The organism is Agrobacterium sp. A3-95, assembly GCF_053521785.1.
The window spans coordinates 239,346-264,904 of sequence record NZ_JBNWDR010000008.1 but is presented as its reverse complement, the minus strand read 5'-3'; the positions used below and the strand labels follow the sequence as shown (position 1 = coordinate 264,904).

The 25,559-nt window shown below is 59.2% G+C and carries 22 protein-coding genes; 3 read left to right on the top strand and 19 right to left on the bottom strand.

All coding sequences use genetic code 11. From position 1 onward, the window contains the following. From ACQZ5Y_RS20695 to ACQZ5Y_RS20665, 7 genes are all read right to left on the bottom strand, one after another. Positions 1–1,011 (bottom strand): ABC transporter ATP-binding protein, encoded by a 1,011-nt coding sequence (locus tag ACQZ5Y_RS20695; RefSeq protein WP_174051162.1) that lies wholly within the window; start codon positions 1,009–1,011, stop codon positions 1–3. After that, a complete protein-coding gene (locus tag ACQZ5Y_RS20690; RefSeq protein ID WP_174051160.1) occupies positions 1,008–1,991 on the bottom strand; it encodes an ABC transporter ATP-binding protein in 984 nt (327 codons plus the stop codon). The genes ACQZ5Y_RS20695 and ACQZ5Y_RS20690 overlap by 4 nt, the downstream gene beginning before the upstream one ends. Next, positions 1,984–3,477, bottom strand: a complete 1,494-nt coding sequence (locus ACQZ5Y_RS20685; RefSeq protein ID WP_112179449.1) for an amidohydrolase family protein — start codon at positions 3,475–3,477, stop codon at positions 1,984–1,986. Before ACQZ5Y_RS20685 ends, ACQZ5Y_RS20690 begins: the two co-directional genes overlap by 8 nt. Then, entirely contained in the window at positions 3,477–4,670 is a 1,194-nt protein-coding gene (locus ACQZ5Y_RS20680) for an amidohydrolase family protein (protein ID WP_174051158.1), read from the bottom strand. Before ACQZ5Y_RS20680 ends, ACQZ5Y_RS20685 begins: the two co-directional genes overlap by 1 nt. Before the next feature lie 5 nt (positions 4,671–4,675). Further along, a complete protein-coding gene (locus ACQZ5Y_RS20675; RefSeq protein ID WP_174051156.1) occupies positions 4,676–5,626 on the bottom strand; it encodes an ABC transporter permease in 951 nt (316 codons plus the stop codon). Between the two features lie 18 nt (positions 5,627–5,644). Next, positions 5,645–6,613 carry an ABC transporter permease gene (locus ACQZ5Y_RS20670; RefSeq protein ID WP_174060249.1) on the bottom strand — a complete coding sequence of 323 codons (969 nt, stop codon included), beginning with the start codon at positions 6,611–6,613 and terminating at the stop codon, positions 5,645–5,647. Between the two features lie 171 nt (positions 6,614–6,784). Next, the gene (locus ACQZ5Y_RS20665) at positions 6,785–8,350 is read right to left on the bottom strand and encodes an ABC transporter substrate-binding protein (RefSeq protein ID WP_025594912.1); all 1,566 of its coding nucleotides are present in this window, start codon (positions 8,348–8,350) and stop codon (positions 6,785–6,787) included. Positions 8,351–8,518: 168 nt separating this feature from the next. On the opposite strand from ACQZ5Y_RS20665, the gene ACQZ5Y_RS20660 reads away from it, so the two are divergent. Further along, positions 8,519–10,009, top strand: a complete 1,491-nt coding sequence (locus ACQZ5Y_RS20660; protein ID WP_174060248.1) for an amidohydrolase family protein — start codon at positions 8,519–8,521, stop codon at positions 10,007–10,009. A gap of 247 nt (positions 10,010–10,256) precedes the next feature. Here the strand turns inward: ACQZ5Y_RS20660 and ACQZ5Y_RS20655 are convergent, their stop codons facing one another. The 7 genes from ACQZ5Y_RS20655 to ACQZ5Y_RS20625 all read right to left on the bottom strand — a co-directional run bounded on the left by ACQZ5Y_RS20655 (position 10,257) and on the right by ACQZ5Y_RS20625 (position 18,226). After that, complete coding sequence (locus ACQZ5Y_RS20655; RefSeq protein ID WP_065661915.1) at positions 10,257–11,321, bottom strand: porin; 1,065 nt, start codon at positions 11,319–11,321, stop codon at positions 10,257–10,259. 511 nt (positions 11,322–11,832) lie between these two features. Continuing rightward, positions 11,833–13,983 carry a putative bifunctional diguanylate cyclase/phosphodiesterase gene (locus tag ACQZ5Y_RS20650; protein WP_174051198.1) on the bottom strand — a complete coding sequence of 717 codons (2,151 nt, stop codon included), beginning with the start codon at positions 13,981–13,983 and terminating at the stop codon, positions 11,833–11,835. A 340-nt stretch (positions 13,984–14,323) separates the two neighbouring features. Next, positions 14,324–15,259, bottom strand: a complete 936-nt coding sequence (locus ACQZ5Y_RS20645) for a 2-hydroxyacid dehydrogenase (protein ID WP_080849747.1) — start codon at positions 15,257–15,259, stop codon at positions 14,324–14,326. 24 nt (positions 15,260–15,283) lie between these two features. Then, complete coding sequence (locus tag ACQZ5Y_RS20640; RefSeq protein WP_004431334.1) at positions 15,284–16,015, bottom strand: amino acid ABC transporter ATP-binding protein; 732 nt, start codon at positions 16,013–16,015, stop codon at positions 15,284–15,286. Further along, positions 15,996–16,655 carry an amino acid ABC transporter permease gene (locus tag ACQZ5Y_RS20635; RefSeq protein WP_003505666.1) on the bottom strand — a complete coding sequence of 220 codons (660 nt, stop codon included), beginning with the start codon at positions 16,653–16,655 and terminating at the stop codon, positions 15,996–15,998. The genes ACQZ5Y_RS20640 and ACQZ5Y_RS20635 overlap by 20 nt, the downstream gene beginning before the upstream one ends. Further along, positions 16,652–17,356 (bottom strand): amino acid ABC transporter permease, encoded by a 705-nt coding sequence (locus ACQZ5Y_RS20630; RefSeq protein ID WP_174051152.1) that lies wholly within the window; start codon positions 17,354–17,356, stop codon positions 16,652–16,654. The genes ACQZ5Y_RS20635 and ACQZ5Y_RS20630 overlap by 4 nt, the downstream gene beginning before the upstream one ends. Before the next feature lie 66 nt (positions 17,357–17,422). Further along, a complete protein-coding gene (locus ACQZ5Y_RS20625) occupies positions 17,423–18,226 on the bottom strand; it encodes a transporter substrate-binding domain-containing protein (RefSeq protein WP_004431321.1) in 804 nt (267 codons plus the stop codon). 296 nt (positions 18,227–18,522) lie between these two features. Here ACQZ5Y_RS20625 and ACQZ5Y_RS20620 point away from each other — a divergent pair, with 296 nt between their 5' ends. Together ACQZ5Y_RS20620 and ACQZ5Y_RS20615 are read left to right on the top strand one after the other, a co-directional pair. After that, on the top strand, positions 18,523–18,843 hold the full coding sequence (locus ACQZ5Y_RS20620) for a hypothetical protein (protein ID WP_004431319.1): 321 nt from the start codon (positions 18,523–18,525) through the stop codon (positions 18,841–18,843). A gap of 157 nt (positions 18,844–19,000) precedes the next feature. Then, positions 19,001–20,023, top strand: coding sequence for a LacI family DNA-binding transcriptional regulator (locus ACQZ5Y_RS20615; protein ID WP_019566709.1), 1,023 nt, complete (start codon positions 19,001–19,003; stop codon positions 20,021–20,023). Between the two features lie 61 nt (positions 20,024–20,084). Here ACQZ5Y_RS20615 and ACQZ5Y_RS20610 read toward each other — a convergent pair whose 3' ends face one another. From ACQZ5Y_RS20610 to ACQZ5Y_RS20590, 5 genes are all read right to left on the bottom strand, one after another. Next, complete coding sequence (locus tag ACQZ5Y_RS20610; RefSeq protein WP_025594919.1) at positions 20,085–21,113, bottom strand: trans-3-hydroxy-L-proline dehydratase; 1,029 nt, start codon at positions 21,111–21,113, stop codon at positions 20,085–20,087. Positions 21,114–21,123: 10 nt separating this feature from the next. Beyond that, positions 21,124–22,833: a cis-3-hydroxy-L-proline dehydratase gene (gene lhpI, locus ACQZ5Y_RS20605; RefSeq protein ID WP_174051148.1), complete on the bottom strand. Its 1,710-nt coding sequence runs from the start codon at positions 22,831–22,833 to the stop codon at positions 21,124–21,126. 110 nt (positions 22,834–22,943) lie between these two features. Beyond that, positions 22,944–24,185 (bottom strand): NAD(P)/FAD-dependent oxidoreductase, encoded by a 1,242-nt coding sequence (locus tag ACQZ5Y_RS20600; RefSeq protein ID WP_025594922.1) that lies wholly within the window; start codon positions 24,183–24,185, stop codon positions 22,944–22,946. Beyond that, on the bottom strand, positions 24,185–24,907 hold the full coding sequence (locus tag ACQZ5Y_RS20595; protein ID WP_004431309.1) for an amino acid ABC transporter ATP-binding protein: 723 nt from the start codon (positions 24,905–24,907) through the stop codon (positions 24,185–24,187). The genes ACQZ5Y_RS20600 and ACQZ5Y_RS20595 overlap by 1 nt, the downstream gene beginning before the upstream one ends. Next, positions 24,900–25,553, bottom strand: a complete 654-nt coding sequence (locus ACQZ5Y_RS20590) for an amino acid ABC transporter permease (RefSeq protein ID WP_004431304.1) — start codon at positions 25,551–25,553, stop codon at positions 24,900–24,902. The genes ACQZ5Y_RS20595 and ACQZ5Y_RS20590 overlap by 8 nt, the downstream gene beginning before the upstream one ends. Between the last annotated feature and the right edge of the window lie 6 nt (positions 25,554–25,559).

Here is a 25,559-nt window from a genome sequence, read left to right as displayed (position 1 = left end):
TCAGACGAGTTCTCTTTCCTTCACAACCAGCTCTTCTTCGTCCGCCACCAGATGGCAGGCGACACGTGTGCCGCCGGCAAGCGTGCGCACCTTTGGCACCTCCGCCGAACAGCGCGCCGCTGCAAGCGGGCAACGCGGATGAAACGTGCATCCCGATGGCGGTTTGAGCGGGCTTGGAACTTCACCGGCAACCAGTTCCCGGTCACGGCGCGGCGCGTCGATATTGGGAATGGTCTGCAGCAGAAGCTGGGTATAGGGGTGACGCGGGCGGGCGAACAGCTCCTCCGTGTCGCCCTCCTCCACGATGCGGCCAAGATACATGACCGCGATGCGATCCGACATGTGGCGAACCACGCTCATGTCATGGCTGATGAACAGATAGGTCAGCCCCAACTCGTCCTGTAGGCGTCGCATCAGGTTTAGCACCTGCGCCTGCACCGATACATCGAGTGCCGATGTCGGCTCGTCACAGACCAGAAACTCGGGCTCACTTGCCAAAGCGCGGGCAATGGAGATGCGCTGACGCTGGCCGCCTGAAAATTCATGCGGAAACTTTTCGCCGTCCGAAGCAGACAGACCAACCGTCAGCAACAGTTCCTCCACCCGTTCCATGGTCTGGGCCCGGGTCGCACGAAGTTTCAGTTCGCGGATGGGTTCGGCAATGATATTCTTCACCCGCCAGCGCGGATTGAGCGAGGCATAGGGATCCTGAAAGATCATCTGCGCCGAAAGCGGTGTATCCTTGCGACCCTTGGCGAAGTGGAAATCACCCGCGCTTGGCCGGAACAGCCCGGTCACCAGACGGGCAACCGTGGACTTGCCGCAACCGCTTTCTCCGACGATGCTGAGACAGCCACCCGCCGGAACCTTAAAATCGATGTCGTTTACGGCCTGGACGAATTGCCGGGGCTTGCGCTCAATGACCCGATTGAGCCATGGGGCAGAGACATCGAAAGTCTTGGTGAGGCCCTTGACGGTCAATGCGGGTGTTCTTTGAACGGGCGTGTTCATGCTGTACCTCCTGCATTCATCCAGCAAGCGCTGGCGCCATTACCCACCGCTTCCAGTTCCGGCCGCTCGCGAAGACAGCGCGGTCCTGAGAAGCCGCAGCGCGGATTGAAGGCGCATCCGGGCGGGATGGCGTCGAGACGCGGCATGGCCCCGTCGATTTGGTTGAGCCGTTCCACTCGCGCGCCTAGCGAAGGAATGGAGGCCATCAGGCCCTGCGTATAGGGGTGCCTAGGCGCATGGAGAACCTGTTCGACCGGCCCCACCTCTATCAGCCTGCCGGCATAAAGCACGGCAACGCGGTCGGCCGCCTCGGCAATGACGCCCATATCATGGGTGACCAGCATGACAGCCGTCTGCTTTTCCTTGCAGAGCTTGCGCAGCAGCGAGATGATCTGCGCCTGGATCGACACGTCAAGCGCCGTCGTCGGTTCATCGGCGATGATCAGTTTCGGCGACGCCGCAAGTGCGAGCGCTATGACGACGCGCTGGCGCATACCACCGGAGAATTGATGCGGATGGTGATCGACGCGCTCTTCCGGAGATGGAATACCGACATCACGCAAAAGCTGAACTGCGCGTGCCTTTGCATCCCTTTTCGAAAGCGGCAGATGTTGGCGGATTGTCTCCACAAGCTGCGCGCCAACCGTGAACAGCGGATTGAGCGAGGTGAGCGGATCCTGAAAAATCGCGCCGATTTCCCGGCCACGGATGCTTTCCATCGCCCTGTCATCGAGTTGATCGATACGACGCGACCCAAGCCATATTTCGCCATCCGCGATGCGGCCCGGTTTTTCGAGCAGGCCCTGTATCGCAAGGCCGGTCATGGATTTTCCGGCACCGGACTCCCCGACCACACCGAGGATTTCGCCGGGGCGGATGGAAAGGCTGATATCCGAAAGTGCCGTCACCGTTCCCCGGCGGCCAGGGAACTCGACTTTCAAATTGCGGACATCGATAACCGACTGGTTCATGTCATCCATTGGTATTCACCTCCACCGGGTAGCTCGGGGGGAAGATTTCCGAAACGGGCGGATTGGCCCAGCTTCGCTCGGGATATTTCGCGATCAGCCCATCGAACTGTGCCTGCGCCTGAATGCGGGCGCTCGCCATGTCGATGTTCGCGACCTGTCTTTCCCGCATGGAGAGACGGCCATCGACAAACACGGCGCGCGTGATTTTGCCCGAACCGCCGGTGACAATCGTCGTGATCGGATCGAGGCTCGGTGCCATGACCGTGTCATCCAGACCGAAGACCGCGATATCGGCGCGCGCACCCTTGGAAAGATGTCCGAGATCGGAGCGACCCAGCGCCCGAGCGCCGCCGAGTGTGGCGGCGTCGAACAGATCGGCCGAGCGGATCTTATCTGGAGCACCGTCATTGATGCGGCAGGTGATGAGACCGACAAGCAGGTTCATCAGCATGTCGGCGGGCGCCGTATCGGTGCCCATCGCAATGTTTATTCCAAGCTGCCGGCACGCGGAGAAGGACGACAGCGTACTGCCGCTTCTGGCCGACACCAGCGGACAGTGGACGATCGACACGCCGTTTTCCGCATAGAGCGCCAGATCTTCCTGCGTCGCATTGGTGGCATGCGGCGCGATAAGGCGGTCGCTCAGCAGGCCTGCTTTTGCGAGCCATACCGGCGCGGTTGAGCCATGCAGCTTGCGAACCGTGTCAACTTCCATGGTGCCCTGCGCCATATGCAGCCGGAATTTGCAGCCGAGATCACGGGCGGCCGCATCGGTTCTTTCGAGCAGGGTGAGCGTCGATGTTTCAACCCTATCAGGCGCGAGAAGGCCGCGGACGAGGTCGCCGTGTCTTCCGGTCTGCCGTTCGATGAACGACACTGCTTCCTTCAGCCCCTGAAGACCTCGTTCCTCATCGAACACGGGCACCATGCGCCCCGGCTCTTCCAGCACCATGCCGCCGGAGCGGAAGGCGGGGCTGAGATAGACCCGGAGACCAAGTTCGCCGGCAGCATCGGCCGCAGCCTCGAATTCAGCGACCGTTTCTCCCCATTCACGATAAAACAGCGAGGCAATGGGTGCCGCCGTGGTGATGCCGTTGAGGAGAAGCTGGCCAAAGGCGAAACGTTTCTGGAAGGCAAGCTCATCCTCGGAATACATCTCGTAAGGACCGGCCTCGACATAAGAGCGCGGCCAGACACGGCCTTTCGCCCAGCCGGGGTGATTGTCGATGCCCAAAATAGTCGTATCGAAATCGGAAAGCGCATCGAGGTCGATCAGGCCGGGGCTGATCAGGGCATTGCCGAAATCGACGCGCCGCGCGACCTCGCCCGGAAAGCCATGGCCGACAAAAAGGATTTCGCCGTTCTCGAAAACCACTTCGCCGTTTTTCAACAGTCGGTGAGACCCGTCCTTATGACCGACCACCCAGCTTGCGGTGAGCAGCGTGCGACCGGAGGGGCGTTCACCGAGAGCGATAGACTGTAGCGGATTGTTCATCATGGCGCCTCCACCACCGCCTTGCCGCCTCTGGCGGTCACGCGTCCGCCCTTTACGACCAGCGGCCGTGGCGCGACATCGACAACGGCATGGGCCAATGTTTCGCCGGTCAGCAGCGTGAAGTCTGCGGCACAGCCAACCTCAAGACCGTAATCCTTGAGGCCCATGACATCGGCACCGCCCTGCGAGACGACATGCAGGACATGCGCAAGCTCGATATCCGAGCGCAAGCCGTTCTTCATGCCGATGATCTTGGCCCGGTCGATCATATCCGGCTGGCCCCAGGGTCCCCAGGTATCGCGAATGCCATCACAACCGCCGCCAACGCGAACGCCGGCTTCCTTCAGCCGCATGATCGACGGCACGGTTGCCGAGGGCGCGCCCGTCGTCAGGATCGCCACATCGAGCCGGGCGATTTCATCGATCAGCTTGCCGACCCTGATGTAATCATTCATGCCCAGCGCAAAGGCGTGGCTGATTGCGACCTTGCCTTCCATGCCATTGGCACGAATACGCTCGAAGATCAGCTCCATCGTGAAGGCGCCGAGATCGGCAGCCTCATGCAGGTGAATGTCGATCGGCACGCCGTGCCTGACCGCGAGTTGAAAGAGGATATCGAGCTGACCTTTGGGATCGCGATCGATGCCGCAGGGATCGATGCCGCCAAGGACTTCGCATCCCTGTTTCAGGGCCTCGTCCAGCAACTCCACCGTGCCGGGCATGACCATGACGCCGGACTGCGGGAAGGCAACGACCTCGATGTCGATGATGCCTTTCAGCTTCTCACGTGTTTCCCATATGCCTTCAACAAGCTTCAGGCCGTGGGTCGGATCGATATCCACATGGCTGCGGATATGCGTGCCGCCGTTTGCAGCAAGGCCGATGGCGTGGCGCATGGACTGGCGGTGCGGATCGATACCGATCTGGGTGCGGTTCTCGCGCTCGAAATCGATCCGTCCGCGCAGGATGGCGGCACGGTTGTTCTCATGCCAGGGCATGCCCCATGTCGTCTTGTCGAGATGGGTATGTGCATCGATGAGACCGGGCGCGACGATTGCACCGTTACCATCCTCGACCGCCATGCCGGGTTCGGCGTCGAACTTTCCAAACCCAGCAATCTTTCCCTGTCTTACCAGAATATCGCAGGTGTCGCCCGCCATGGGCCTGACGTTGCGGAGCAGAAGATCGTACATGGAACTCACCTCAGTTTCGGATTTAGCGCATCGCGCAGCCAGTCACCCAGAAGGTTGACGGTGACGACGAGCAGGCAGAGCTGGAAAACGGGAAACAACACGATCCACCAGGAACCGGAAAACAGGAACTGGTTGCCGATGCGGATCAGCGTTCCGAGCGACGGCTGGCTGGGTGGCATGCCGATGCCGAGGAACGACAACGTCGCTTCGGTCAGGATCGCCATGCCGAAGTTGAGCGTGGCGGCAACCATGATCGGCGTCAGCGTATTGGGCAGAATATGGTTTGCCATGATGCGGCGCGCGGGAACGCCGATCAGCTTCGCCGCCTGCACATAGTCCTTGCCGGTTTCGACAATCGCCTGGGCACGCACGGTGCGCGCATATTGCACCCAGGCGGAAAGCGCGATGGCGAGAATGAGCACAGCAGACGCGCCGACCTCGCGAAGATTGTCCGGAAGCATCTGTCTGACGACCGTGGAGACGAGAATTGCCACCAGAATTGTCGGAATGGAGAGCGTGATATCGCCGATGCGCATCAGGAGATTATCGGCAAAACCGCCAAAATAACCGGCCACAAGCCCGGCAGTCATGCCGATGACCAGGGAAAGCGCCACCGAGGCGACACCGATGACGATCGATATGCGCGTGCCGTAGAGGATAGCGGAGAGCATGTCGCGCCCTTGCGTATCCGTGCCGAGCAGATAGGGCCATTCGCCGCCCTCCTGCCACACCGGCGGCAGTTCGGCCTTCCACATGTCGAGCGACGCGCCGTCATAAGGGTTCTGCGGTGCGATCAGGGGCGCGAAAACGGCGGCGAGGATGAGGACTGCAAGGATCAGCGCGCTGATCTTGGCCGATCTGCTGTGACTGAACGACCAGTAGAGATCGCTGTTGCGTATGCGCTTGATGAGCGACGGGCGGGCAGCTTTTGCCGTTTGCGGAAGGTCTGTGGCCATGAAACCGGCTCCCTTCGGTTAGTGCGCAGTGCGCAGACGCGGATCGATCACCGCATAGGCAATGTCGACGAACGTGTTGAGGACAACGAAGATGAAGGAAATGATGCAGAGATAGGCCGCCATGACGGGGATATCGAGAAACGTCACCGCCTGTATGAACAGCATGCCCATGCCCGGCCACTGAAACACTGTCTCCGTGATGAGCGCAAAAGCGATGAGCGAACCGACGTTCATCGTCGTCAGCGTCACAACAGGCATAAGACAGTTGCGTAGCGCATGGCGGAAATAAATGCGCCAGCGGGGAATGCCGCGTGCACGGGCGAACTTCACGAAATCGGACCGCAGCACCTCCAGCATCTCGGCGCGGACCAGACGCATGACGAGCGTGATCTGGTAAAGCGAGAGCGCGATGGCAGGCAGAATGAGTGCGGCACGCCCCGATGAGGTGAGCAGGCCGGTGGACCACCAGCCGAGCTGCACGACATCACCGCGACCAAAGGCCGGCGCCCAGCCGAGGCTGACCGAAAAGACAAGAATAAGCAGAATGCCGACAACGAAGCTTGGCAGCGAGACGCCGACAATCGACAGGAATTGCAGGCCCTCCGTATACCACTTTCCGCGCCTGATCGCCGTCAGCACCCCAAGCGGCAGGCCGACGACAAGTGATATGATCGTGGCCACCAGAACCAGTTCCAGCGTGGCTGGAAACCGCTCCGCGATCAGCGGCAGCACCTGCTGGCCGTTGCGATAGGAAACGCCGAAATTGCCCTGGGCGGCATCTTTGACAAATCGCAGATATTGCGTTGGCAGACTGTCGTTAAGACCAAGACGCTCGCGCAAGGCGGCGCGATCTTCCTGCGACGTCTGCTCCCCCACCATCAACTCGACGGGGTCTCCGGCAAGCCTGAAAATGAGAAATGCAATAAGCGCGACGGAAAGCATGACCAGAATGGCATTTCCCATACGCTTGATGATGAAAACCAGCATTGTAACCTCTCGGATGCAAACCCGTGGCCAAAAGGCAGGCAGGTTTGCCCATTTTTGCAAGAGACGGGGTACGGGCCGCATGCGCCCGTAACATTGTCAACAATTGCACCGGCAGCGGAGCATTCAGGGAGGCGTTCAGCGAAATGCCCAATGCCTCCCTGATATTCCGGATTACTTGCCGACCTGCGTCAGCCAGTGGCGCGGCTTGTTGTCGGCGCGGAAATCAACGCTCTTGACCTTTCCGAGCATGGCCCAGGCAATGGGCTGCTGGTGCAGCGGAACAAGCATCGTCTCGTCCTTGGCGATTTTCAATGCAGCTTCTTCAAGCGCGAGACGCTTGGTATTGTCCTGCTCGTGTGCTGCCTGATCCACCAGCTTGTCGATCTCGGGGTTGGACCAGCCGCCATAGTTGGATACGCCCATCGCGCCCTTGCGGGTCGACAGGATCTGCGACAGGAACGAGAAGGCATCGAGCGTGGGCTCGTTCGCCCAGCTAAGGTTGAAGACATCGGCCTTGCCACCATTGCGCTTGGGAGACTGTACCGAACGCGGGGCGATGTCGATTGTCGGCTGGAACCCGCCGCGCTTGAGCATGTTGGCAACGCCGGAGCAGATGTCTTCCTCGTTGATGCTTTCGTCATTCATGCAGGTATAGGTGAATGCAAGGTTCTTCATACCTGCATCGGCAAGCAGCTTCTGCGCCTTTGCCGGATCGGCAGGCTGGTAGGTATCAAGCGACTTGGCGTAACCCGCAATCTCAGGCGCAATAAGCGAGCCGGACGGTCTTGCAAGATCGCGCATGACCTTCTTGTTGATGAGATCACGATCAATCGACGCCTCGAATGCCTGGCGAACGCGAAGATCGTTGAAGGGGTTGGGCTTGCCGTCTTCCAGCTTTTCGCGGCGATTGAAGCCAATGAACAGCGTGCGCAGCTCGGTGCGCTTCTTCACCGTGATGTTGGGCGAGGATTCCAGACGCGGCAGATCCTGGATCGGCGCGGAATCGATCAGGTCGATTTCGCCGGAGAGCAAAGCTGCAACGCGGGTTGCGGCCGAGGCAATCGGCACGAATTCGATGCGATCGAGATTGTGTTTTTTCTGATCCCACCAGGAATCGTTCGCGACAAGAACCGTCTTGCTATCGGGAACGCGGCTCTCAAGCTTGAACGGGCCGGTGCCGTTGGTGTGCATCGTCGTGTAGCCATCGACCTTGGATGCGAAGTCGGTCGGCTTTTCGCTGTTGTTATCTTTCAACCACTTGGCGTTGAAGATGAAGATATTGGTGATGTCGTTGAGGAAAAGCGAGGTGGGCGCGGTGACGTTCAGATCGACGGTGTAATCATCGACCTTCTTCACGCCGGCAAAAACCGGAATATTGCCGCGCAATGGTGAGGTGGCATCCGAAGCGCGCGTGAAAGATGCAACGACATCGTCAGCGGTAAACTCAGCACCGTCGTGGAACTTCACACCTTTGCGCAGGGTGAAACGCCATGTTTTTTCATCAACAAGTTTCCACTCCGTCGCAAGCGCCGGCTCGATCTTGAAGTCCGGCCCGTAACGCACCAGCCCTTCATAGATATGATTGAGAAAGGCGAGGTTGGAGGTGGAAGGCACCGAATACGGATCAAGCGAGTAGAGATCCGCACGACCGCCCCAACGCAAGGTTTCTGCGTTTGCGGGAACAGCAATGGCGGCGGCGGCCATGGCGGCCAGAACGAAACTTCTAATTCGGGACATTTGATCCCCCCTTTTTATAAATCATTGGATAGCCGACAGACCTACCGGCCGGACAAGGCGGAGTATTGTTTCGCACAGGCGTATTGTCAATAATATTGTTGACAATTATCGTATCCAAAATCGCGAGGTTCTGGATACAAGCTACGCTTCAATGAGGGAGAGGACGAAATGGGGAATTTTCTGCTGCTGCACGGCACGATGGTGACGGTGGATCGTGAAAGACGCATCATCGAGGATTGTGGCCTTGCCATTCAGGGCGACCGTATTGTCGACATCGGTACAGCAGCGGAGCTGGCGCCACGTCACAGCGACAAACAGATCATAGATTGCCGGGGAAAACTCATCATTCCCGGCCTCATTGACGCCCATGGCCATGCAGGGCACGCGCTGATCCGCAGCATTGCGGCCGACACCAACGCCATGTGGATGAAGGTCGTGACGCCGACCTACTATCACTACGTCACACGCGATTACTGGTATGCGGACGGCCTGGTCTCCGGCATCGAGCGGCTTCGCGCCGGCGTGACGACAGGTGCCAGCATCATCACCTCGATGCCACGCGCCGACGACCCCGTCTTTGCCATCAACCACGCCCGCGCTTATGACGAAATCGGGCTTCGTGAAATCATCTGCGTTGGACCTTCCGGCCTACCCTGGCCGCACCCGGTGACCCGATGGGAAAGCGGCTCTCCGGAGCGCCGAAATGTAAGCTTCGAGGAAATGATCGAAGGCAGCGAAGCCACGATCGACGCCCTGAACGGAACGGCAGACGGACGCATCAGTGTTTTCCTGACACCCTTTACCATCGTTCCCTCGGTGGAACCCTCCAACGCTTCAAGCCCCGACCACGCCGTGAAACTGACGGAAAACGACCGCATGCAGGCGCGCCGAATACGCGAGACGGCCCGGAAAATGGGCGTCAGGCTACATTCGGATGCATTTGCGGGGCAAATCCGCATGGCGTTTCAGGATAAGGAAAATGCGCTTCTCGGCCCGGATATCCACCTCCAGCACTGCTGGGGCATCTCGCATGAAGAAATCGACATACTGGCGGAAACCGGCACGCGCGTGACCCACGCCCCGCCGGGCCGCTCAACGCCGATCATGGAAATGATGTCCAAGGGGATTCGAGTCGCCATCACCACCGATGGCGCAGCACCCAGCCGTCACTTCGATATGCTCCAGACCGCCCGACTTGCGCAGTTCACGCAACATCTGCTGCACAATCACGATCGCTACCTGTTGCCGCCGGGCAAGATATTCGAAATGATCACCATCGACGCCGCCCACGCCATCGGCATGGAAGATGAAATCGGCTCGCTCGAAATTGGCAAAAAGGCCGATGTCGTCGTCATCGACATGCGCAAGCCACATCTGATGCCGATGTGGATGCCGGTGCACCGTCTCGTGCATCAGGTTCTGGGAAGCGATGTCGACACCGTTTTCGTCGATGGCAAGATGCTGATGGAAAACGGCCGTGTTCTGACGACCGACGTCGATGCGGCTCTCTCCTTTGGACAGGAAGAGGCACTGACACTTGCCGCCCGCGCGGGTCTTGAAGCGCATATGCATGATCCGGGCTGGGGCCGTTTGCTGCGAACCTTCGAAGAGCCAGTGCACCCTCCCCAGCCGCCGGTACCAATGCCTGGCGAGCGATAGCGCAACCTGATCTCCAGGACCGGCAACCCGCCAACCCAGCGACCCGCCCGCAAATGCCCGCAACGACATTGTTGACAAAAATCTGCCGGAACTTTCCTCAAAACAAAATCTCCCCGGCCTGGAGGGGTCCGGGGAGCAAACCTGACGTCATGTCAGGAACTTTGACTGGAGCTAGCACTCACCCGCTCAAGAGCGGGGTGGATCTGAGTTATCTAACCAGGTTTATGCTTTTTTCTTGTGTCGGGTATTAGAACGAACGCTCGAGACGAAGGAAGCCGGTCCAGCTATCGCCACCGCCGTTTACACCCTTCTTACCGTCCACGTCCTGATAGGTCACTGCAACCTTCGTGGAGAGGCCGGAGGTGATCTTGTAGTTTGTCGCTACGCCAGCGCGCCATGCATCGCGGTTGCCAACGAAGTCGTTGTTAGCACCGATATCGATCGTGCCGAAGTACTGGAAACCGGGGGTGATGGTCAGCTTGTCGGTTGCCTTGATGGCATATTCGGCAGCAACCGACCATTCGGATTCTTCGTAGTAGTAGTTGGCGCCGGAAGCCCATACGCCGGAGAGCCCAAGGGTGCCCGGACCTATGTCAGCCGTGACGATTGCACGGATTGCACCGTTTTCCTGGTTGGTGTCGTAAGCGCCGAGCAGGTTGGCCTTAACGCCGCCGAACTTGCCGCCGATGATGGCGCTTACGCCGACATCGTTCGTGTTGGTCTTGAACTTGCCGCCCTTTGAAACGCCAAGCTCAGACGTGCCCTTGCGCGAGCCTTCCAGCTCTTCAGCAGCGGCACCAACGTAGAAGGAGCCTGCGTCGTAGGTGTAACGGATGGCGTTCAGACGGGTGCGGTTGGAGCTGAGCTGGTCATACTCGCCAGAGAGACCGTCATCCCACCAGTTGTAGTAGAAACCGACCTTCAGGCCGCTGAGTTCGATGAAAGCCTGATCGAGAACGACGTTACGGTCAGTGTCGTTGTCGGCCTGGCCGCGCAGACCGATGTAGCCGCGCAGAGCGCCGAGTTCGGTGTCGGTGCGGGTGTCGATGTTGAACTGACCGCGCGTCGTGGCATCCCAGTCGGAAGTGCCGGACTGGTTACGACCGAAGTCGGTCTGGAAACGAACGTAACCGTCGAACTTCAGGCAGGTTTCGGTGCCGGGGATGTAGAAGAAGCCGGTGCCGAAGGCGTCGCAGACGCGAACATATTCCATGGGCTCGGGTTCGGCAGCGACGATAGCGTCAGCGGCCTGTGCGCCGGATACTGCTGCGAGAGCGGCAGCGGAGCCGATGAGAAGGCTCTTGATGTTCATTTTTAATCTCCAGTCAAAAAATTTTTCAGCGAATGCGCAAAGCCGAGGGCTGGTCTTTTCCCTGCCGCCCGCTTCTCTGCGCTGATCCAGCAAATGGCAGAAACTTCGGGAGACTCGCAATTTAAATCTAAAAAATCCAAATAAACTTAAAGCATACAATCAAATAACGTAGTAAAATTACAACAAATTAATAGTTTAATATATAATATATAAATGTTTTATTTGGTGATTTTGATATTTATTACTTAGTTATAGCGCAAATTATTTCTAATATTTTTGAATTATAATACTAGAACAAACTTGCGCCCAATCCCGCAATCGCTTGGGAAAGGAATCAAGTTTCATGGATGAAGATGAGGGGATGCGGGCTTTTAATGCCGCGTGGGGTCGCAAGAAGGGTGATATAGCCGCACTCCCTCCCGACGCCACTATGCGGCAAAGACAGCGCAACGTGCCTTCCGCCAATTCGCGCCCGGCGAATCCGGTTAGAGGCAGGCCACCGAGGTGGGAATTATTGCATGTCGTTCGATAGACCAGCGGGGAAAGTCATCATATTCCCCAACATTGCCTCGATCGCATCCGCCTGCACCGGACGGCTGAAGTAATAACCCTGCCCATAGGGGCAGCCGGCAGCGCGCAGAAACGCTGCCTGCTCGCCGGTCTCGACGCCCTCGGCAATGACATCGATGCCCAGAGACCCCGCAAGCTGGATCATGATGGAGACGATGGCGCTGTCCTTGGTTTTTTCCGGCAGATGGGTGAGGAACGACCGATCTATCTTCATGCACGACAGGGGGAAGGTCTTGAGCATGCCGAGACAGGAATAACCGATGCCGAAATCATCCAGTGCCAGGCTGACGCCCATCTCCTTGATGACGCGCATGATCCGCACGGATGTTTCCACATCCTGAATGATGAGGGTTTCGGTGATCTCGATTTCCAACAGAGACGGTGCAAGGCCGGATTGCGTGAGCGCAGACCTGATCTGCTCCACAAGACCGCCCTGAAATTGCCTGGGTGAAATATTGACCGCCATTTTGACGGGCGGCAGCCCGGCATTGCACCATGCCTGCGCCTGAAGGCAGGCTTTCTTCAGAACGCTTTCCCCAAGTTCCACGATGAGGCCGGTTTCTTCCGCAAGGCCGATGAATTCCGCGGGGCCGAGCAGACCTTCCGCCGGGTGCTGCCAGCGTACCAGCGCCTCCACGCCGCTGATGCGACCGGTCAGAAGGTCCACCTGCGGCTGATAGTGTAGAACGAATTCGTCCCTTTCCACCGCCTTGCGCAATTCCTCGATGCGGGTGAACTTCTTCCTCAGATCATCCGCCATGCGGGGCGTGAAGGTTGCAATGCCATCTCGCCCGCTATGCTTGGCCTCATACATCGCAAGATCGGCCGCAGCGACAATTTCCGCCGTGGTTTCCCCGTGCTCCGGGAAAAATGCCATGCCAATGCTGCATGTGACCTTGATATCGTAGTTGCCGAGGCGCAGCGGCTGCGAGACTGCAGCCCGGATATGTTGCAGGCGGCTTTCGAAATCGTCCTTGTGCTTATGCAGAATGATGACGAACTCATCCCCGCCCACCCGCAGCACCAGATCGTTTCGACCGAGACTGCGCGAGATGCGCTCAGCCGTTTTGGACAACAAAGCATCGCCAACGCTGTGGCCGAGCGTATCGTTGATCTGCTTGAAATTATCGAGATCGAGAAAGCCGATGCCGACATGCCGCTTCGCTTTTGCCGATGCTGCCAGTATCTCCGGCAATCTCGTATCCAGAAAGCGGCGATTGGGCAGCCGTGTCAGCATGTCGTGATCGGCAAGAAACGCGATATGTTCCGCCGCCCGTTTGCGATCGATCGCAAGACCCGCCATGCGCGCGGCGGCGGCGATGAACTCCAAAAGCCCCGCATCCGGTGTGCGGCCCGCCAACATGCACCAGACGAAACCGTGCGCATTGCCTTCGCTGGCGGGAATATCGAAACTGAAGGCCACATTACCGGCGGGATAGGTCAGGCTTTCGGGATCGCTGACGCTGGAGATGAGTGCTGTCACCCCCGCATGCTGTGAAAGCGCCGGTGAGGCATAGACCGAGGGTTCGCCGGCCGCGGCATCGAATACGCGAACAGCGCAGGCAAGACCCGTAGCGAGGTTTTCGATGGCCTTCACGAATTCTTCGAGAAAATCCTCGATACGCGCCGCCCCAACAATCATTTCGAGAATATGCGCCTGCGCCTGAAGCAGTCGCTCCGAGGCTTTCTTCTGGGTAATATCCCTGGATGCACCAACCACACCAATGATCGCGCCGTTCTTGTCCTTAAGCGGCACGCGCGACATCATCAGCCAGCGGTCGATATCGCCGCGCATTGCGCGTTCCTCAAAACCGAGATCCGGCTCTCCCGTGCGCATCACCCGCGCCTCGGTCTCTGGAATGCCGGCACGCTGCGCCGCATCGCCGTTAATATCGTAATCGGTGAGACCGATCAGTTCCTCGACTGTGTCGAAGCCGTTTTCGGTGACGATGGCACGGTTGGCGAAAAGAAAGCGGCCTTCCAGGTCCTTGGCGTAGATGAAATCCGGCACATGATCGATCATCGCTTCAAGCAGCGCATGCCGGTCGGATGGCGGCGCATCGGACTTCGTCCGCGGCGGCCGGTTCTGCAAGCGTGACTTCGGGCCTTTGGAACGCAACTATCCGCCTCGTTACTGTATAAGGAAGCAGAATAGTAGGATTATACATATTATATAAATATGAACGGCGGCGTGGGATTGAAGCGAAATGGCGCGACAAATACCGCGCGATCAGATTGTCGGCAAAGGCAAAACCTCTCCTGCAACATGCCAGCCTTGAACCGGCATTGAGCCACGGCGCATCTGCGCCGTGAAGCAAGCTTTTCCCATTCAATACTTCATAGCACTGAACCGTGAGCTGCAGGACTTCGTAGTCAATCTCATGAGCTGCAACGGCTGCAGCGTTTGACTGCAACCGTCAATTGCTTATCCATCACACGACAGGTGTGGGGAGCTCTTTACCGGCAAAATGCGCGTCGAGATTGGCGAGAACCAGATCGGCCATGGCGCGCCGGGTCTGGTGCGTGCCGCTGCCGATATGCGGCGCGAGCGTGACGTTTTCGAAGGCGAAAAGCGCCTCCGGCACACGTGGCTCATCCTCAAAGACGTCAAGCGCTGCGCCACCGATCGTGCCACTCGAAAGCGCCTCGACCAGTGCCTTTTCATCCACAAGCGAACCACGCGCCACGTTAACGAGCACACCCTGGGGACCGAGAGCCTTCAGCACATCCGCATTGACGATATGACGCGTTTCGGCGGTGGCGGCGGCGGCGATGATCAGCACGTCGCAATTGGCGGCCAGCGCTTCGATGCTGTCGTGATAATCATAGGGAACATCGCGACGGTTTCTGGCGGTGTAGGAAATGCGCGCATCAAAGCCTTCCAGTCTTTTGGCGATCGCCTGACCGATGCGGCCAAGGCCAAAAATGCCGTAGCGGCGGCCGGCCACACGGGTGGAAAGACCCATATCACCCTTCAGCCATTGCCCCGTGCGCACATGCTGGTCAGCCTGCGGCAGCTTGCGCGCCTGCGCCAGAACAAGACCGAGCGCGAGGTCAGCGACATCCGCCGTCAGAACATCCGGTGTGTTGGAAACGCGGAAACCGCGTCGCTTGGCTTCCGCCAGATCCACCTTGTCGAAACCGACGCCGTTGATGGCGACGATCTCGAGATTGGGGAGTGCGGCGCCGATATCCGCCGGCAGGCCGATATGGCCACCGGTGACGACGCCGCGGATTGCAGCACCCTTTTCAGAAAGGAACGCCGCCTTGTCTGCCGCCTCAAACAGGCGATGAACAGTGAAGCGCTGCGCGAGTTCTTCTTCCAGTGCCGGGATCAGCGGGCACAGTTGTACGATTTCAGTAGTCATGGATATGTCCTTGTGGATCAGGCGCTATTTCACATCGGCCTTGACGAATTGCCGGAGTTCCGGTGTTTGCGGATTGGCGAAGAGTTCTGCCGAGCGGCCCTGTTCCCAGATCTTACCCTTGTGCATGAAGATGGTTTCGGTCGCCACACGGCGTGCGAAGGCCATTTCATGGGTAACAAGGATCATGGTCATGCCACCCTTGGCGAGGTTTTCCATGACCGTCAGCACTTCCTCCGTCAGTTCGGGATCGAGTGCAGAGGTAACCTCGTCGAACAGCATCACCTTCGGCCGCATGGCAAGCGAACGGGCAATCGCCACGCGCTGCTGCTGGCCGCCGGAAAGCTGGTCGGGATAGGAATCGAATTTCTCCGACAGGCCGACGAGTTGCAGAACCTCGCGGGCAATGTCCTTCGTTTCCGACTTTGCCACGTCCTTGACGATACGCGGAGCGAGCATGATGTTTTCGCCGACCGTCAGATGCGGGAAAAGATTGTAGCTCTGGAACACGATGCCGACATCGGTGCGCAGCTTGCGCAGCGCTGTGGCATCTCCGCCCAGCGCATGGCCGGCAATTTCGATGCGGCCCGAATTGATCTTCTCCAACCCGTTCATGCAGCGCAGCAGCGTGCTCTTGCCCGAGCCGGAGCGGCCGATGAGGGCGAAAACTTCACCACGGCCGACCGTCAGCGACACGCCTTTGAGGACTTCCAGAGCGCCAAAGCTCTTGTGAACGTTTTCAACGATTACTTCCGGCATGAAGCCTCCTTTCCAGCCAACGAGACAGCTGGGACAACGGGTAGCAGACGATGAAATAAAGCACGGCCACCGCGACGAAGACGCGGAACGGCTGGAACGTGGCATTGTTGATAAGCTGCCCTGCTCTCGCCAGTTCGACGAAACCGATGATTGATGCGATGGACGTATTCTTGACGACCTGAACGGCAAAACCGACGGTCGGCGGCAGGGAAATGCGGATCGCCTGCGGCAGGATGACGTAGCGATATTGCTGGGCGCGGGTGAGAGCCAGAGACTCCGACGCTTCCCATTGCTGCTTGGGCACCGCCTGGATGCAGCCGCGCCAGATTTCGGCGAGATAACCCGACGTATAGATCGTCATCGATGCGCCGGCAGCAATCAGCGGTGGCAGTTCAAGTCCGGCAAGGCTTAGGCCGTAATAGGACAGGAACAGGATCATCAGCACCGGAATGCCCTGGATGACCTGGATATAGGTGCCGGCAGCGATACGCAGCGCCTTCAGATCCGAGGTGCGGGCCAGCGCCACGAAGAAACCGACGAGGCCGCCGCCGATGAGCGCAATGATCGTCAGAAGCACGGTCCATTGCAGGGCGGTGAGCAGGAAGCCGAACTCGTTCCAGCCGAAAGTTCTGAGTGTCATGACTGCACCTCCGGCAAGGCGGTCATCGTCTTGCGCGCCACGCGGCGGCCGAACAGCCACATGCCGACAACGGCAAGGATGAGCCGCAGGCTGAGCGCCAGCGCAAGATAGATGAGCGTGACGACGATATAGACCTCGAAGGAGCGATAGGTCTGCGATTCCACGAAGGCAGCGGCGGCCGCAAGCTCATGGGTGGAGATGGCCGAACATATGCTCGATGCCAGCATCATCAGCACGAACTGGCTGCACAGCGAAGGATAGACCTTGGCGATGGCAGGCACGATGATGACGTGACGATAGATCTGATATTTGGTGAAGCCCAGAGCCTCACCCGCCTCGATCTGCGACTTGTGAACCGCCTCGATGCCGGCGCGGATGATTTCCGTGGAATAGGCGGCAAGATTGATCGTCATGCCGATCAGAGCTGCCGTATCGGCTCCAACGCGAAAGCCGAGCCCCGGCAGACCGAAATAGACGATGAAAAGCTGCACAAGAAATGGCGTGTTGCGGATCACCTCAACATAGCCGTCCACGATGATGCGGACGATGCCGCCATTGATGGAACGCAGCGAGGCTAAAAGAATGCCGAAAGCGCAACCGAGCACGATGGAGAGGACCGATAGCTTGATCGTCAGCCATATGCCGCTCAACAATTCGTTCTGATATTGGGCAAGCGCGCCGAATTGAAATGTATAGGACATGCGTCACTCCGTGGACATTTCCCGGCCCGCCGGAATTTCTCCCGGCGGGCGCGTTGAATGGCTCAATCAGAAGCTTGGCAGTTGCGGCAGCGGACGGCCGGTCCACTTCACCGAGATGCGGTCGAGATCGCCCGACATCTTCATGAGATAGATGGAGGTGTTCAGCCACTGACGCAGCTCGAAATCCTCAATCTTCGTCGCCATGGAATTGCCCTGCTGGAAGAAGGTGAAACCGACCTGCAGACCGGCTTCCGGACGCTGCTTGATGATCGCCTCACCCACCGTGGACGGCAGGGCGACGGCATCCACCTGACCGGCAAGCAGAGCCTGGGCGCTGGTGGAATCGTCTTCGTAGACGACGATTTCGAGACCTTCGACATTGGCCTTGCGCAGCGCGGTTTCCTGCGAGGAACCGCGATTGACCGAAACGCGCTTGCCCTTGAGGCTGTCGAGATTTTCGAATTTCTGGTCCTTGCCGGAGATGATGTCCATGTTGAAGGCGCTGTAGGGCTGCGTGAACATGACGGTCTTGGCGCGTTCACCGGTCGGGGCGAGCGTCGCGACAAGGAAATCGACCTTGCCGGTCTGGAGCGCCGGAATGCGGGCCGGCGGCGTCAGCGGCACCAGCTCGACCGGCAGCGACAGGTAAGAGCCGATCAGATTGGCGACATCAACGTCGTAACCGGAAGGATTGCCCTTCTCGTCCACCATACCCATCGGCGGCGCGCCGGTGAGAACGCCGATTTTGACCTTGCCGCGCGCGGTGATCTCGCTGAGCGAGACGGCATGGGCCGAGGTGGTGGCGGCTAGCGTTGCTGCGGCAACACCGACTGCGACGGTCATGTTCTTCAAAAATCTGGAAATGCTCATGGTTTCTCCTCCAACCCTTTATTTGCCGTCCGCACGGGAACAGCGGCCTTTGCGCAAACCGAAAAATGTTCTCGATAACATTTCAACCCGATTTGCAAAAAACTCCTCCCAAGAAGACGCGAAGATCCAAAACCGTTAGAATTCCCCATGAAATTCAATGATTTTGGCTGGTTATCGATTTTCCTCTGGTCGACACCATTTCGCGTTCTTGGCAGGATCAATAATGCATGTTATCGGTATCATTGCAAGTCCGATCTACAGAACTGTTGCATCGGGCATTCATTCGGGAGGGAACCATGTATACACGCTCGGCAATTTTTGAAGGCAAGATCCACGCCGGTCGGGAGGAGGAGTTTTTCCGCATTGTCGAGGAAAAGCTTCTGCCGGTCTGGAAACGCATGCCGAACGCGCAGGCCGTGCGCGTCATGCGCACCGAGCGTACGGACCCGGACGCGGCGGCCATCATTATGGTGCAGGAAATCGACTATCCGTCGATTGAGGCTGTGGAAGAAGCGCTGGTTTCGCCTGTTAGACTGGAAGGCCGGGTGCTGACGGACGAGATGATGAGCATGTGCGACGGGCGTTTCTATCACCTCGTCTACCGCCGCATCGCATAAATCCGGTGCACGCCGCACCGATCTGCAATCATGCGGCGTGCTTTCCCTTGATATCTTCGTGTATGTCTTGTCCTGAACCGGTTCTAATTCAGGGAGACATGCTTTGGTGGAGCGCACGCCCTTGGCCGCAGCGTTAGTCACGTCAAAAAAAGCAACCATGAGCGACGTCTCGAAACTCGCGGGCGTCTCCAAGATGACCGTTTCGCGGGTGCTGGCCGATCCGGCGCTGGTGTCTGAGGACACGCGCCAGAAGGTGATGAAGGCCATCGAGAAGCTGGGCTATGTTCCAGATAGAATCGCCGGTTCGCTGTCTTCCCGGCGCACCAATTTCATCACCGCCATCCTGCCGACGCTCACCAACTCCAACTTCGCCGACAGCGCACAGGGGCTCGCCAATGCTCTGCGCGCCGCCGACTACCAACTGCTGATCGGCTATACCATGTACGATCTCCAGGAGGAGGAGCGCGTCATCCGCACCATGATGGAGCGCCGGCCAGACGCTATAGTCGTTGCCGGAACGGTGCATACCAAGATGGCGAGCGAAGTTTTGATGCGCGCCGGCATCCCAATTGTGGAAATCTGGGACGTTCCCGAACATCCCATCGACCACGCGGTCGGCTTTTCCAACTATGAAGTGGGAAGAAACGCCGCCAAATATTTAATATCGCTTGGCTTTAAGAGAATTGGCGCACTGGGATCGCGTGCGGATGGCGATGTAAAAGACTGGCGCGGCGAAAGCCGTCTGCTCGGTTTTGGTGCTGCACTTCGCGAAGCCGGGATTGCCGACGACCTCATCATCCGCGAGGGCAGCGCCCCAGTCTCCTACGACCATGGGGCCAAAACGCTCGGCTCATTGCTGGCGAAGGCGCCGGATGTCGAAGGTATTTTCGCGGTCTCCGATATTTCCGCCGTCGGCGCACTGATGGAGTGTCATCGTCGCGGCATTCGCGTTCCCGAACAGATTTCCATCCTCGGCTTCGGCGATTTCGACATCGGCCGGCAATGTTATCCGGCGATTTCGACGATCCGTGTAGACGCCCAGATGATCGGCCGCAAAGCGGGCGAATTGCTGCTTTCCATATTGGAAGCGGAAAAAGGCGCTGCCGTTCCCGAAGGTGCGCGGGTGGATGTCGGGTTCGAGTTGATCGTGCGCGAGACAACGAAGCGGGTGGGCGGGTGAGGAGTTCCCTCCCTCATCCCTGTGCTGGTCACAGGGATGAGGTAAGTACGGTGTATCGTCCTTATCGAGCGCCCCAAGTGTCCGTCAGACGATATCCTTCCGGCCATGGATCGGAAGGATCGAGCATGTGCTGGTGAATGCCGGTGATCCAGCCGCGGCCGGAAATTTCCGGCAGGATGGCCGGGCGGTCGCCCACCGTTGTCGTTCCCAGAATGCGACCGGTGAAGGTGGAGCCGATGAGCGACACGGCCGTCAGCGTCTGGCCTTCTTTCATCTCACCGCGTGCATGCAGCACCGCCATGCGGGCCGAAAGCGCCGTACCGGTCGGTGAGCGATCCACCTTGCCAGGCTGGATGGCGACGGCGGCACCTGCCCGCAGGCCCTCAGCGGTGCGCTCCACCTTGCCCGCAAACAGGCAGAAGGAAAAATGACGCCAATCCGGGTTTTCGGGATGCTCGAAACCCAGAGCCTTGTTGGCCGCATTGGTGATGCGCACGCCGAGACGGGCAATCTCATGCGCTTCGTCCGGCTTCAGGCTGAAGCCCATCGCCTCGGCGTCGACGATGACGAAACTGTCGCCGCCATAGGCCGTATCCACCTTCAACGTACCGAGACCCTCGACCTCAAGCTCTACATCGAGCTTCGCGGCAAAGCTCGGCAGGTTCTGCACGAAAATGCGTTCGGCCTTGCCATTGCGGCATTCGGCACGCACCTTCACAAGCCCGCCCGGCGCTTCAAGCAGCATATGGGTTTCCGGCTCCTGCATTGGCACGATACCGCCATCCAGAAGCACGGTGGAAACGCAGATGGAGTTGGAGCCCGACATGGGCGGGGTATCTTCCGGCTCCATGATGATGAAGGCAGCATCCGCGTCAGGATGTTTTGGCGGCACCAGAAGATTGACGTGGCGGAACACGCCACCGCGCGGCTCGTTGAGCACGAAATTGCGCAGGGTCTCATCGCGGGCGATGAAACGGCTCTGTTCCCAGATCGTCTCGCCCGGCGGCGGCCTGACGCCGCCCACGATCACATCACCCACCTCGCCTTCCGCATGGGCGGAGATGACGTGAACTGTCTTGATACTGCGCATTTTGTGCTCCTCAGGAAAGCCATGATGGAAGACGGGAAATAGCACGACCGGTCAGTGCGCTTTCAACACAGTCGGCAAGGCTGCCGAAACGCACCGCGCGGCCGCTGAGGCCAGGACCGTAGTGGGCGTACTTGCCCGAATTGGTCATCAGCGCGCGCGTCCTGGTCGGAAAGACCGGTTCGGAAATCGAGCACCAGCACAGATCAGGCAGTACCTGGACGCCACTGTCATGCAGGCTTTGCAGGGTGCCGTCCCGTTCTGCTGCGTCGATGACCTGCTGTCCGGCAGTGACGATGACGGCAACATTTGCATGACGCCTGCGTCCGTTGAAGGCGGACGCCAGCGCGCGGCATTCCTCCAGCGAGGCATGCGGGCTGCCGATGGCAACAAGTTGCACATCCTCTGGTCCCTCATTCAGAAGCGACCAGCCTGCGGCCATATCAGCAAGCGAAACTGTGACGGTTTCCGCCGTCTCGACCGGCTCCAGTCGCGCTTCCGGGGTGACGCCCTCGATATGCAGCATGGGAGCCGCAGACGTGGTGCCGAAAGCGGCGCAGAGCGCCTTCAGATCATCACGCGAAGGCTTTGCAGCGCCAAGACCGCGCAGAAGCGGAATGCAATCGGGGGCTCCCTTGCCAGCGAGATAACCGATGAGCGGCCAGAAGGCGTCATTGATATCCTCAGGCAAAGCGACATCGACAATGCGTTGCGGTCGGCGGTTTTCCTCAAGATAAACGCCGGACAATGGCGCCCTGCCCGTCAAGGCAATGCAGAGATCGAGAAAATCCGGATGTTTGGCCGTGCGTGCGCCGAGAACCGTATTTGCGAAAATCACGGCATTCGATTCGGCCCAGGCGATCATGTCGCCGGCCTGCGGCGCGCTGTCGAGCAGATATGGCGAACAGGTAAAGGTGGGGCGACAACCCATGCGTACATAGGCATCCGCCAGCCTTGCGGCGGGATCGCCGAAATCCTCCGGCACGCCCTGCGCGCGCCAATGCGCCTTGTCCACCGAGATGGCGTTCATGGTCGTCGGCACGCGCACGCTTGCGCCCATCTCCGCCATCTTCTCTGCAAAGGTGAGATTGGCGGGGCTGGCATAGATGCAGCCGTCAATATGACCCTGCGTGACATCGACGAGCGCTGACGCCCCCTGCTGGGCGGCCATGGCGACAATGATGCGCATGGCCTGCTGCACGGCAATGCCGTCGCGGCCCTCGACCATTGCCCTGTCGTCATTCTTGAGATCGAGATGCGTCGTCGCAGGCGGCGCTATCGCGAGGGAAACGCCATCAGCCTCAATGGTATTTTCATCGATACGCACATGAGAGGCTTGGGAGAGCCGCGCGAAATTCTCCGCGTCCAGGCGCAGCACCGGCAGGGGCTTGCCGAACATTTCCGAAGCGATCAGCGCGCCGAGCGTTAGCACGTCTTCGGCCTCGCAGAAGACAAGCGCTGAGGGTGCGCGGCCCGTCAGGATGAGATCGAGCAAAACGCCAGAACCGGTGCAGGAGCCACGGCTTGACGGCATGAACAGCACACCGCCGGTGAGACAGACGCCGTGCAGCGGGTGGTGCACGTCAATCACCTTGCCGGTGGCGGGATCGACACCGCCCCAGAAACTCAGCGCCTCTGTCGTGGCGATCACCACGCCTTCAGCCGCGCCCGGCAGGATGCTGCGCGCCTGAGGAACGGCTGTTGTCGAACCGGAAGAAGACATCGAAAATCTCCCCAAAAGCATTTCCAGTAAAAGTGCGTAGCGGTTTTACGTCTGGAAAATGCGTAAAAAAACTAGAGAATTTTTGCGTTTCGGAGAAAAGCCAAAATCCTCTAGAAACGTTGTGGCGAAAATGCCCTTGTATCGATGGCGGGTTTTTGCCCCGTCAGTAGATCGGCGACGATGCGGGCCGTGCCGGCCGATTGCGTCAGCCCCAGATGGCCGTGGCCGAAGGCATAGACCACCCGCGCCGTGTGGCGCGCCGCACCAATCGCGGGCAGGCTGTCGGGCAGCGACGGGCGAAAACCCATCCATTGTTTGCCGCCTTCGGTTTTCAGGCCTGGCAGAAAACTTGCCGCCTTGGCGAGAAGCGCCTCGGAGCGGGCGAAATTGGCCGGAAGCTCGAGCCCGCCCAGCTCCACTGCACCGCCGACGCGAATGCCGGTCGAAAGCCGCGTGACAACGAAACCATGACCGCCGAAGGTCACCTGCGTGCGCAGATCGAAGGCGCCTGAAGGCAGGGTGGTATTATACCCCCGTTCCGTTTCCAGCGGAATTTTTTCCCCAAGCGAACGGGCAATGCGATGCGAAAATGCGCCTGCCGCCAGCACCACCTTGCCGGCCTTGCGGGTGCGCCCGTCATGGCTCACCACTTCCACACCGTCTTCCAGCGGCCTGAGCGCTGCGATGTCGAGACGTTCGATACGACCGCCGATGCTGCGGAAATGCTCGGCAAGAGCCAGCGTATAGAGCTTCGGGTCGGCGATGGAATGCCAGCCGGGCGTGAAGGTGCCGCAGGTGAAACGCGGTGCGATGCCGGGCTGTATCTCGGCCATCTGCTCGGCATTGAGGTGCCGGAACTCGATGCCATGACGCTCGCGCGCCTTCCAGCCGGCAAGCGAGCCTTCGAATTCGGCTTCGCTTTCATAGACCTGGAGATTGCCCTCCTTGCGCAGCATGGCAATCGTGTCGGTTCTCCTGAGAAACGGCTCAAGTTCAGATTTCGACAGGTCCATCAGCGCCGTCTGGGCGGCGGTGGAATGTTCAACCTTCGAGGCGGCACAGGCGCGCCAGAACCGGAACATCCATGGTGCAATCTTCAGCGCATAGGCAGGCGGTACGCTGAGAGGCCCGAGCGGGTCGAGAAGCCACTTCGGCGCTTTCCAGAGAATGCCGGGGGATGCGAGCGGCAGGATATCGGTGAAGGCGAAGGCACCGGCGTTACCGGCGGAAGCGCCGGCCGCCGGGCCTTCGCGATCGATAACCGTGACCGAAAGGCCGCGTCCCTGCGCGGCAATAGCTGCCGAGAGGCCGACAACGCCGGCCCCTATGACGATGACATTGTTTGCAGACATTACCGCACGCTCGACAGGAATTTCTGCGTCTCGGGGTGCTGCGGCGCGCCGAAAAGCTGATCCGGCGTGCCGATTTCCGCCATCACGCCCTGATGGAAAAAGGCGACACGGTTCGACACATCGCGGGCGAAGGCCATTTCATGGGTGACGCAGATCATCGTCATGCCCTCGTCGGCCAGCATTTTCAGCGTATCGAGCACTTCGCCCACCAGCATCGGATCGAGCGCTGAGGTGACTTCGTCGAACAGCATATATTCCGGCGACATGGCAAGAGCGCGGGCAATCGCCATACGCTGCTGCTGACCGCCAGACATGCGGTTCGGATAGACCTTCAGCTTTTCGGCAAGACCGACATGGGTCAGTTGCTTGACCGCGATTTCCTCCGCCTGCTCTTTCGAAATGCCAAGCACCTTGCGCGGCGCCAGCATGACGTTTTCGAGCACCGTCAGATGCGGAAAGGCATTCCATTGCTGGAAGACGATGCCGACCTTGCGACGCAGCTTGTTGAGGTCGGTCGATTTGGCATGCACCTCGGTGCCGTCGATGACGATCTTGCCGCTATCGATCGGCTCCAGGCCGTTGATGCAGGTCAGCAGCGTCGACTTGCCGGAGCCGGAACCACCGATGATAGTGACGACCTCGCCGTTGTTGACGGTCAGGTTGATCCCTTTCAGAACCTCCAGCGGGCCGAAGGATTTGCGGACGTTTTCGATCTCAATCATTGGGGGACCACCGTCTTTCGAGATACCCGCCGAAACGGGCGATGGGGAAGCTGATAAGGAAATAGATGGCGCCGCAGATCATGAGAATGGTCAGCGGTTCCTGCAGGCGGGTGACGAGGATCTGCGAGGCACGCAGAAGCTCGATAAGTCCGAGCCACAGCACCAGCGCCGAATCCTTCATGACGCCGAGTGTCAGGCCGATCCAGGCGGGCAACGACACGCGAGTTGCAAGCGGCAGCACGATGTAGCGCATGTCCTGCGACCAGGTCATGCCGAGCGAACGGCAGGCACGGCGCGTGTTCGACGGTACCGCTTCGATGCCGCCACGCACGATCTCGGTGCAATAGGCCGCCGTATAAAGCGACAGAACCACGCATGAGGTGGTGAATGGCGGCCAGCCGAGCTTGGCGATCGACTGGAAGGCATTGCCAAGCACCAGCTGGATGAGGAGCGGCACGGAGCGGAAAACATCCAGCACGAAGGTCAGCGGCAGCGACCAATAGGCCCCGAGCTGGAAGCGGATGACACCGAAGATGATCCCCATGAGGGTGCCAGCCGTCACGGCAACGGCGGTGACGGCAAGCGTCATCCCCGCGCCCTTGGCAAGGAAGGCAAGATCACTCCAGGTGAGAGCGGTTTCAAACATGGCGCA

Coding starts and splice junctions, on each gene's coding strand:
- ACQZ5Y_RS20595 (WP_004431309.1), bottom strand. CDS start 24,907: ATGATTGAGATCGAAAACGTCCGCAAATCCTTCGGCCCGCTGGAGGTT.
- ACQZ5Y_RS20590 (WP_004431304.1), bottom strand. CDS start 25,553: ATGTTTGAAACCGCTCTCACCTGGAGTGATCTTGCCTTCCTTGCCAAG.
- lhpI (WP_174051148.1), bottom strand. CDS start 22,833: ATGTCTTCTTCCGGTTCGACAACAGCCGTTCCTCAGGCGCGCAGCATC.
- ACQZ5Y_RS20670 (WP_174060249.1), bottom strand. CDS start 6,613: ATGCTGGTTTTCATCATCAAGCGTATGGGAAATGCCATTCTGGTCATG.
- ACQZ5Y_RS20655 (WP_065661915.1), bottom strand. CDS start 11,321: ATGAACATCAAGAGCCTTCTCATCGGCTCCGCTGCCGCTCTCGCAGCA.
- ACQZ5Y_RS20695 (WP_174051162.1), bottom strand. CDS start 1,011: ATGAACACGCCCGTTCAAAGAACACCCGCATTGACCGTCAAGGGCCTC.
- ACQZ5Y_RS20600 (WP_025594922.1), bottom strand. CDS start 24,185: ATGTCTGCAAACAATGTCATCGTCATAGGGGCCGGCGTTGTCGGCCTC.
- ACQZ5Y_RS20665 (WP_025594912.1), bottom strand. CDS start 8,350: ATGTCCCGAATTAGAAGTTTCGTTCTGGCCGCCATGGCCGCCGCCGCC.
- ACQZ5Y_RS20610 (WP_025594919.1), bottom strand. CDS start 21,113: ATGCGCAGTATCAAGACAGTTCACGTCATCTCCGCCCATGCGGAAGGC.
- ACQZ5Y_RS20635 (WP_003505666.1), bottom strand. CDS start 16,655: ATGACACTCAGAACTTTCGGCTGGAACGAGTTCGGCTTCCTGCTCACC.
- ACQZ5Y_RS20690 (WP_174051160.1), bottom strand. CDS start 1,991: ATGGATGACATGAACCAGTCGGTTATCGATGTCCGCAATTTGAAAGTC.
- ACQZ5Y_RS20660 (WP_174060248.1), top strand. CDS start 8,519: ATGGGGAATTTTCTGCTGCTGCACGGCACGATGGTGACGGTGGATCGT.
- ACQZ5Y_RS20625 (WP_004431321.1), bottom strand. CDS start 18,226: ATGAGCATTTCCAGATTTTTGAAGAACATGACCGTCGCAGTCGGTGTT.
- ACQZ5Y_RS20675 (WP_174051156.1), bottom strand. CDS start 5,626: ATGGCCACAGACCTTCCGCAAACGGCAAAAGCTGCCCGCCCGTCGCTC.
- ACQZ5Y_RS20645 (WP_080849747.1), bottom strand. CDS start 15,259: ATGACTACTGAAATCGTACAACTGTGCCCGCTGATCCCGGCACTGGAA.
- ACQZ5Y_RS20615 (WP_019566709.1), top strand. CDS start 19,001: ATGAGCGACGTCTCGAAACTCGCGGGCGTCTCCAAGATGACCGTTTCG.
- ACQZ5Y_RS20685 (WP_112179449.1), bottom strand. CDS start 3,477: ATGAACAATCCGCTACAGTCTATCGCTCTCGGTGAACGCCCCTCCGGT.
- ACQZ5Y_RS20640 (WP_004431334.1), bottom strand. CDS start 16,015: ATGCCGGAAGTAATCGTTGAAAACGTTCACAAGAGCTTTGGCGCTCTG.
- ACQZ5Y_RS20630 (WP_174051152.1), bottom strand. CDS start 17,356: ATGTCCTATACATTTCAATTCGGCGCGCTTGCCCAATATCAGAACGAA.
- ACQZ5Y_RS20680 (WP_174051158.1), bottom strand. CDS start 4,670: ATGTACGATCTTCTGCTCCGCAACGTCAGGCCCATGGCGGGCGACACC.
- ACQZ5Y_RS20620 (WP_004431319.1), top strand. CDS start 18,523: ATGTATACACGCTCGGCAATTTTTGAAGGCAAGATCCACGCCGGTCGG.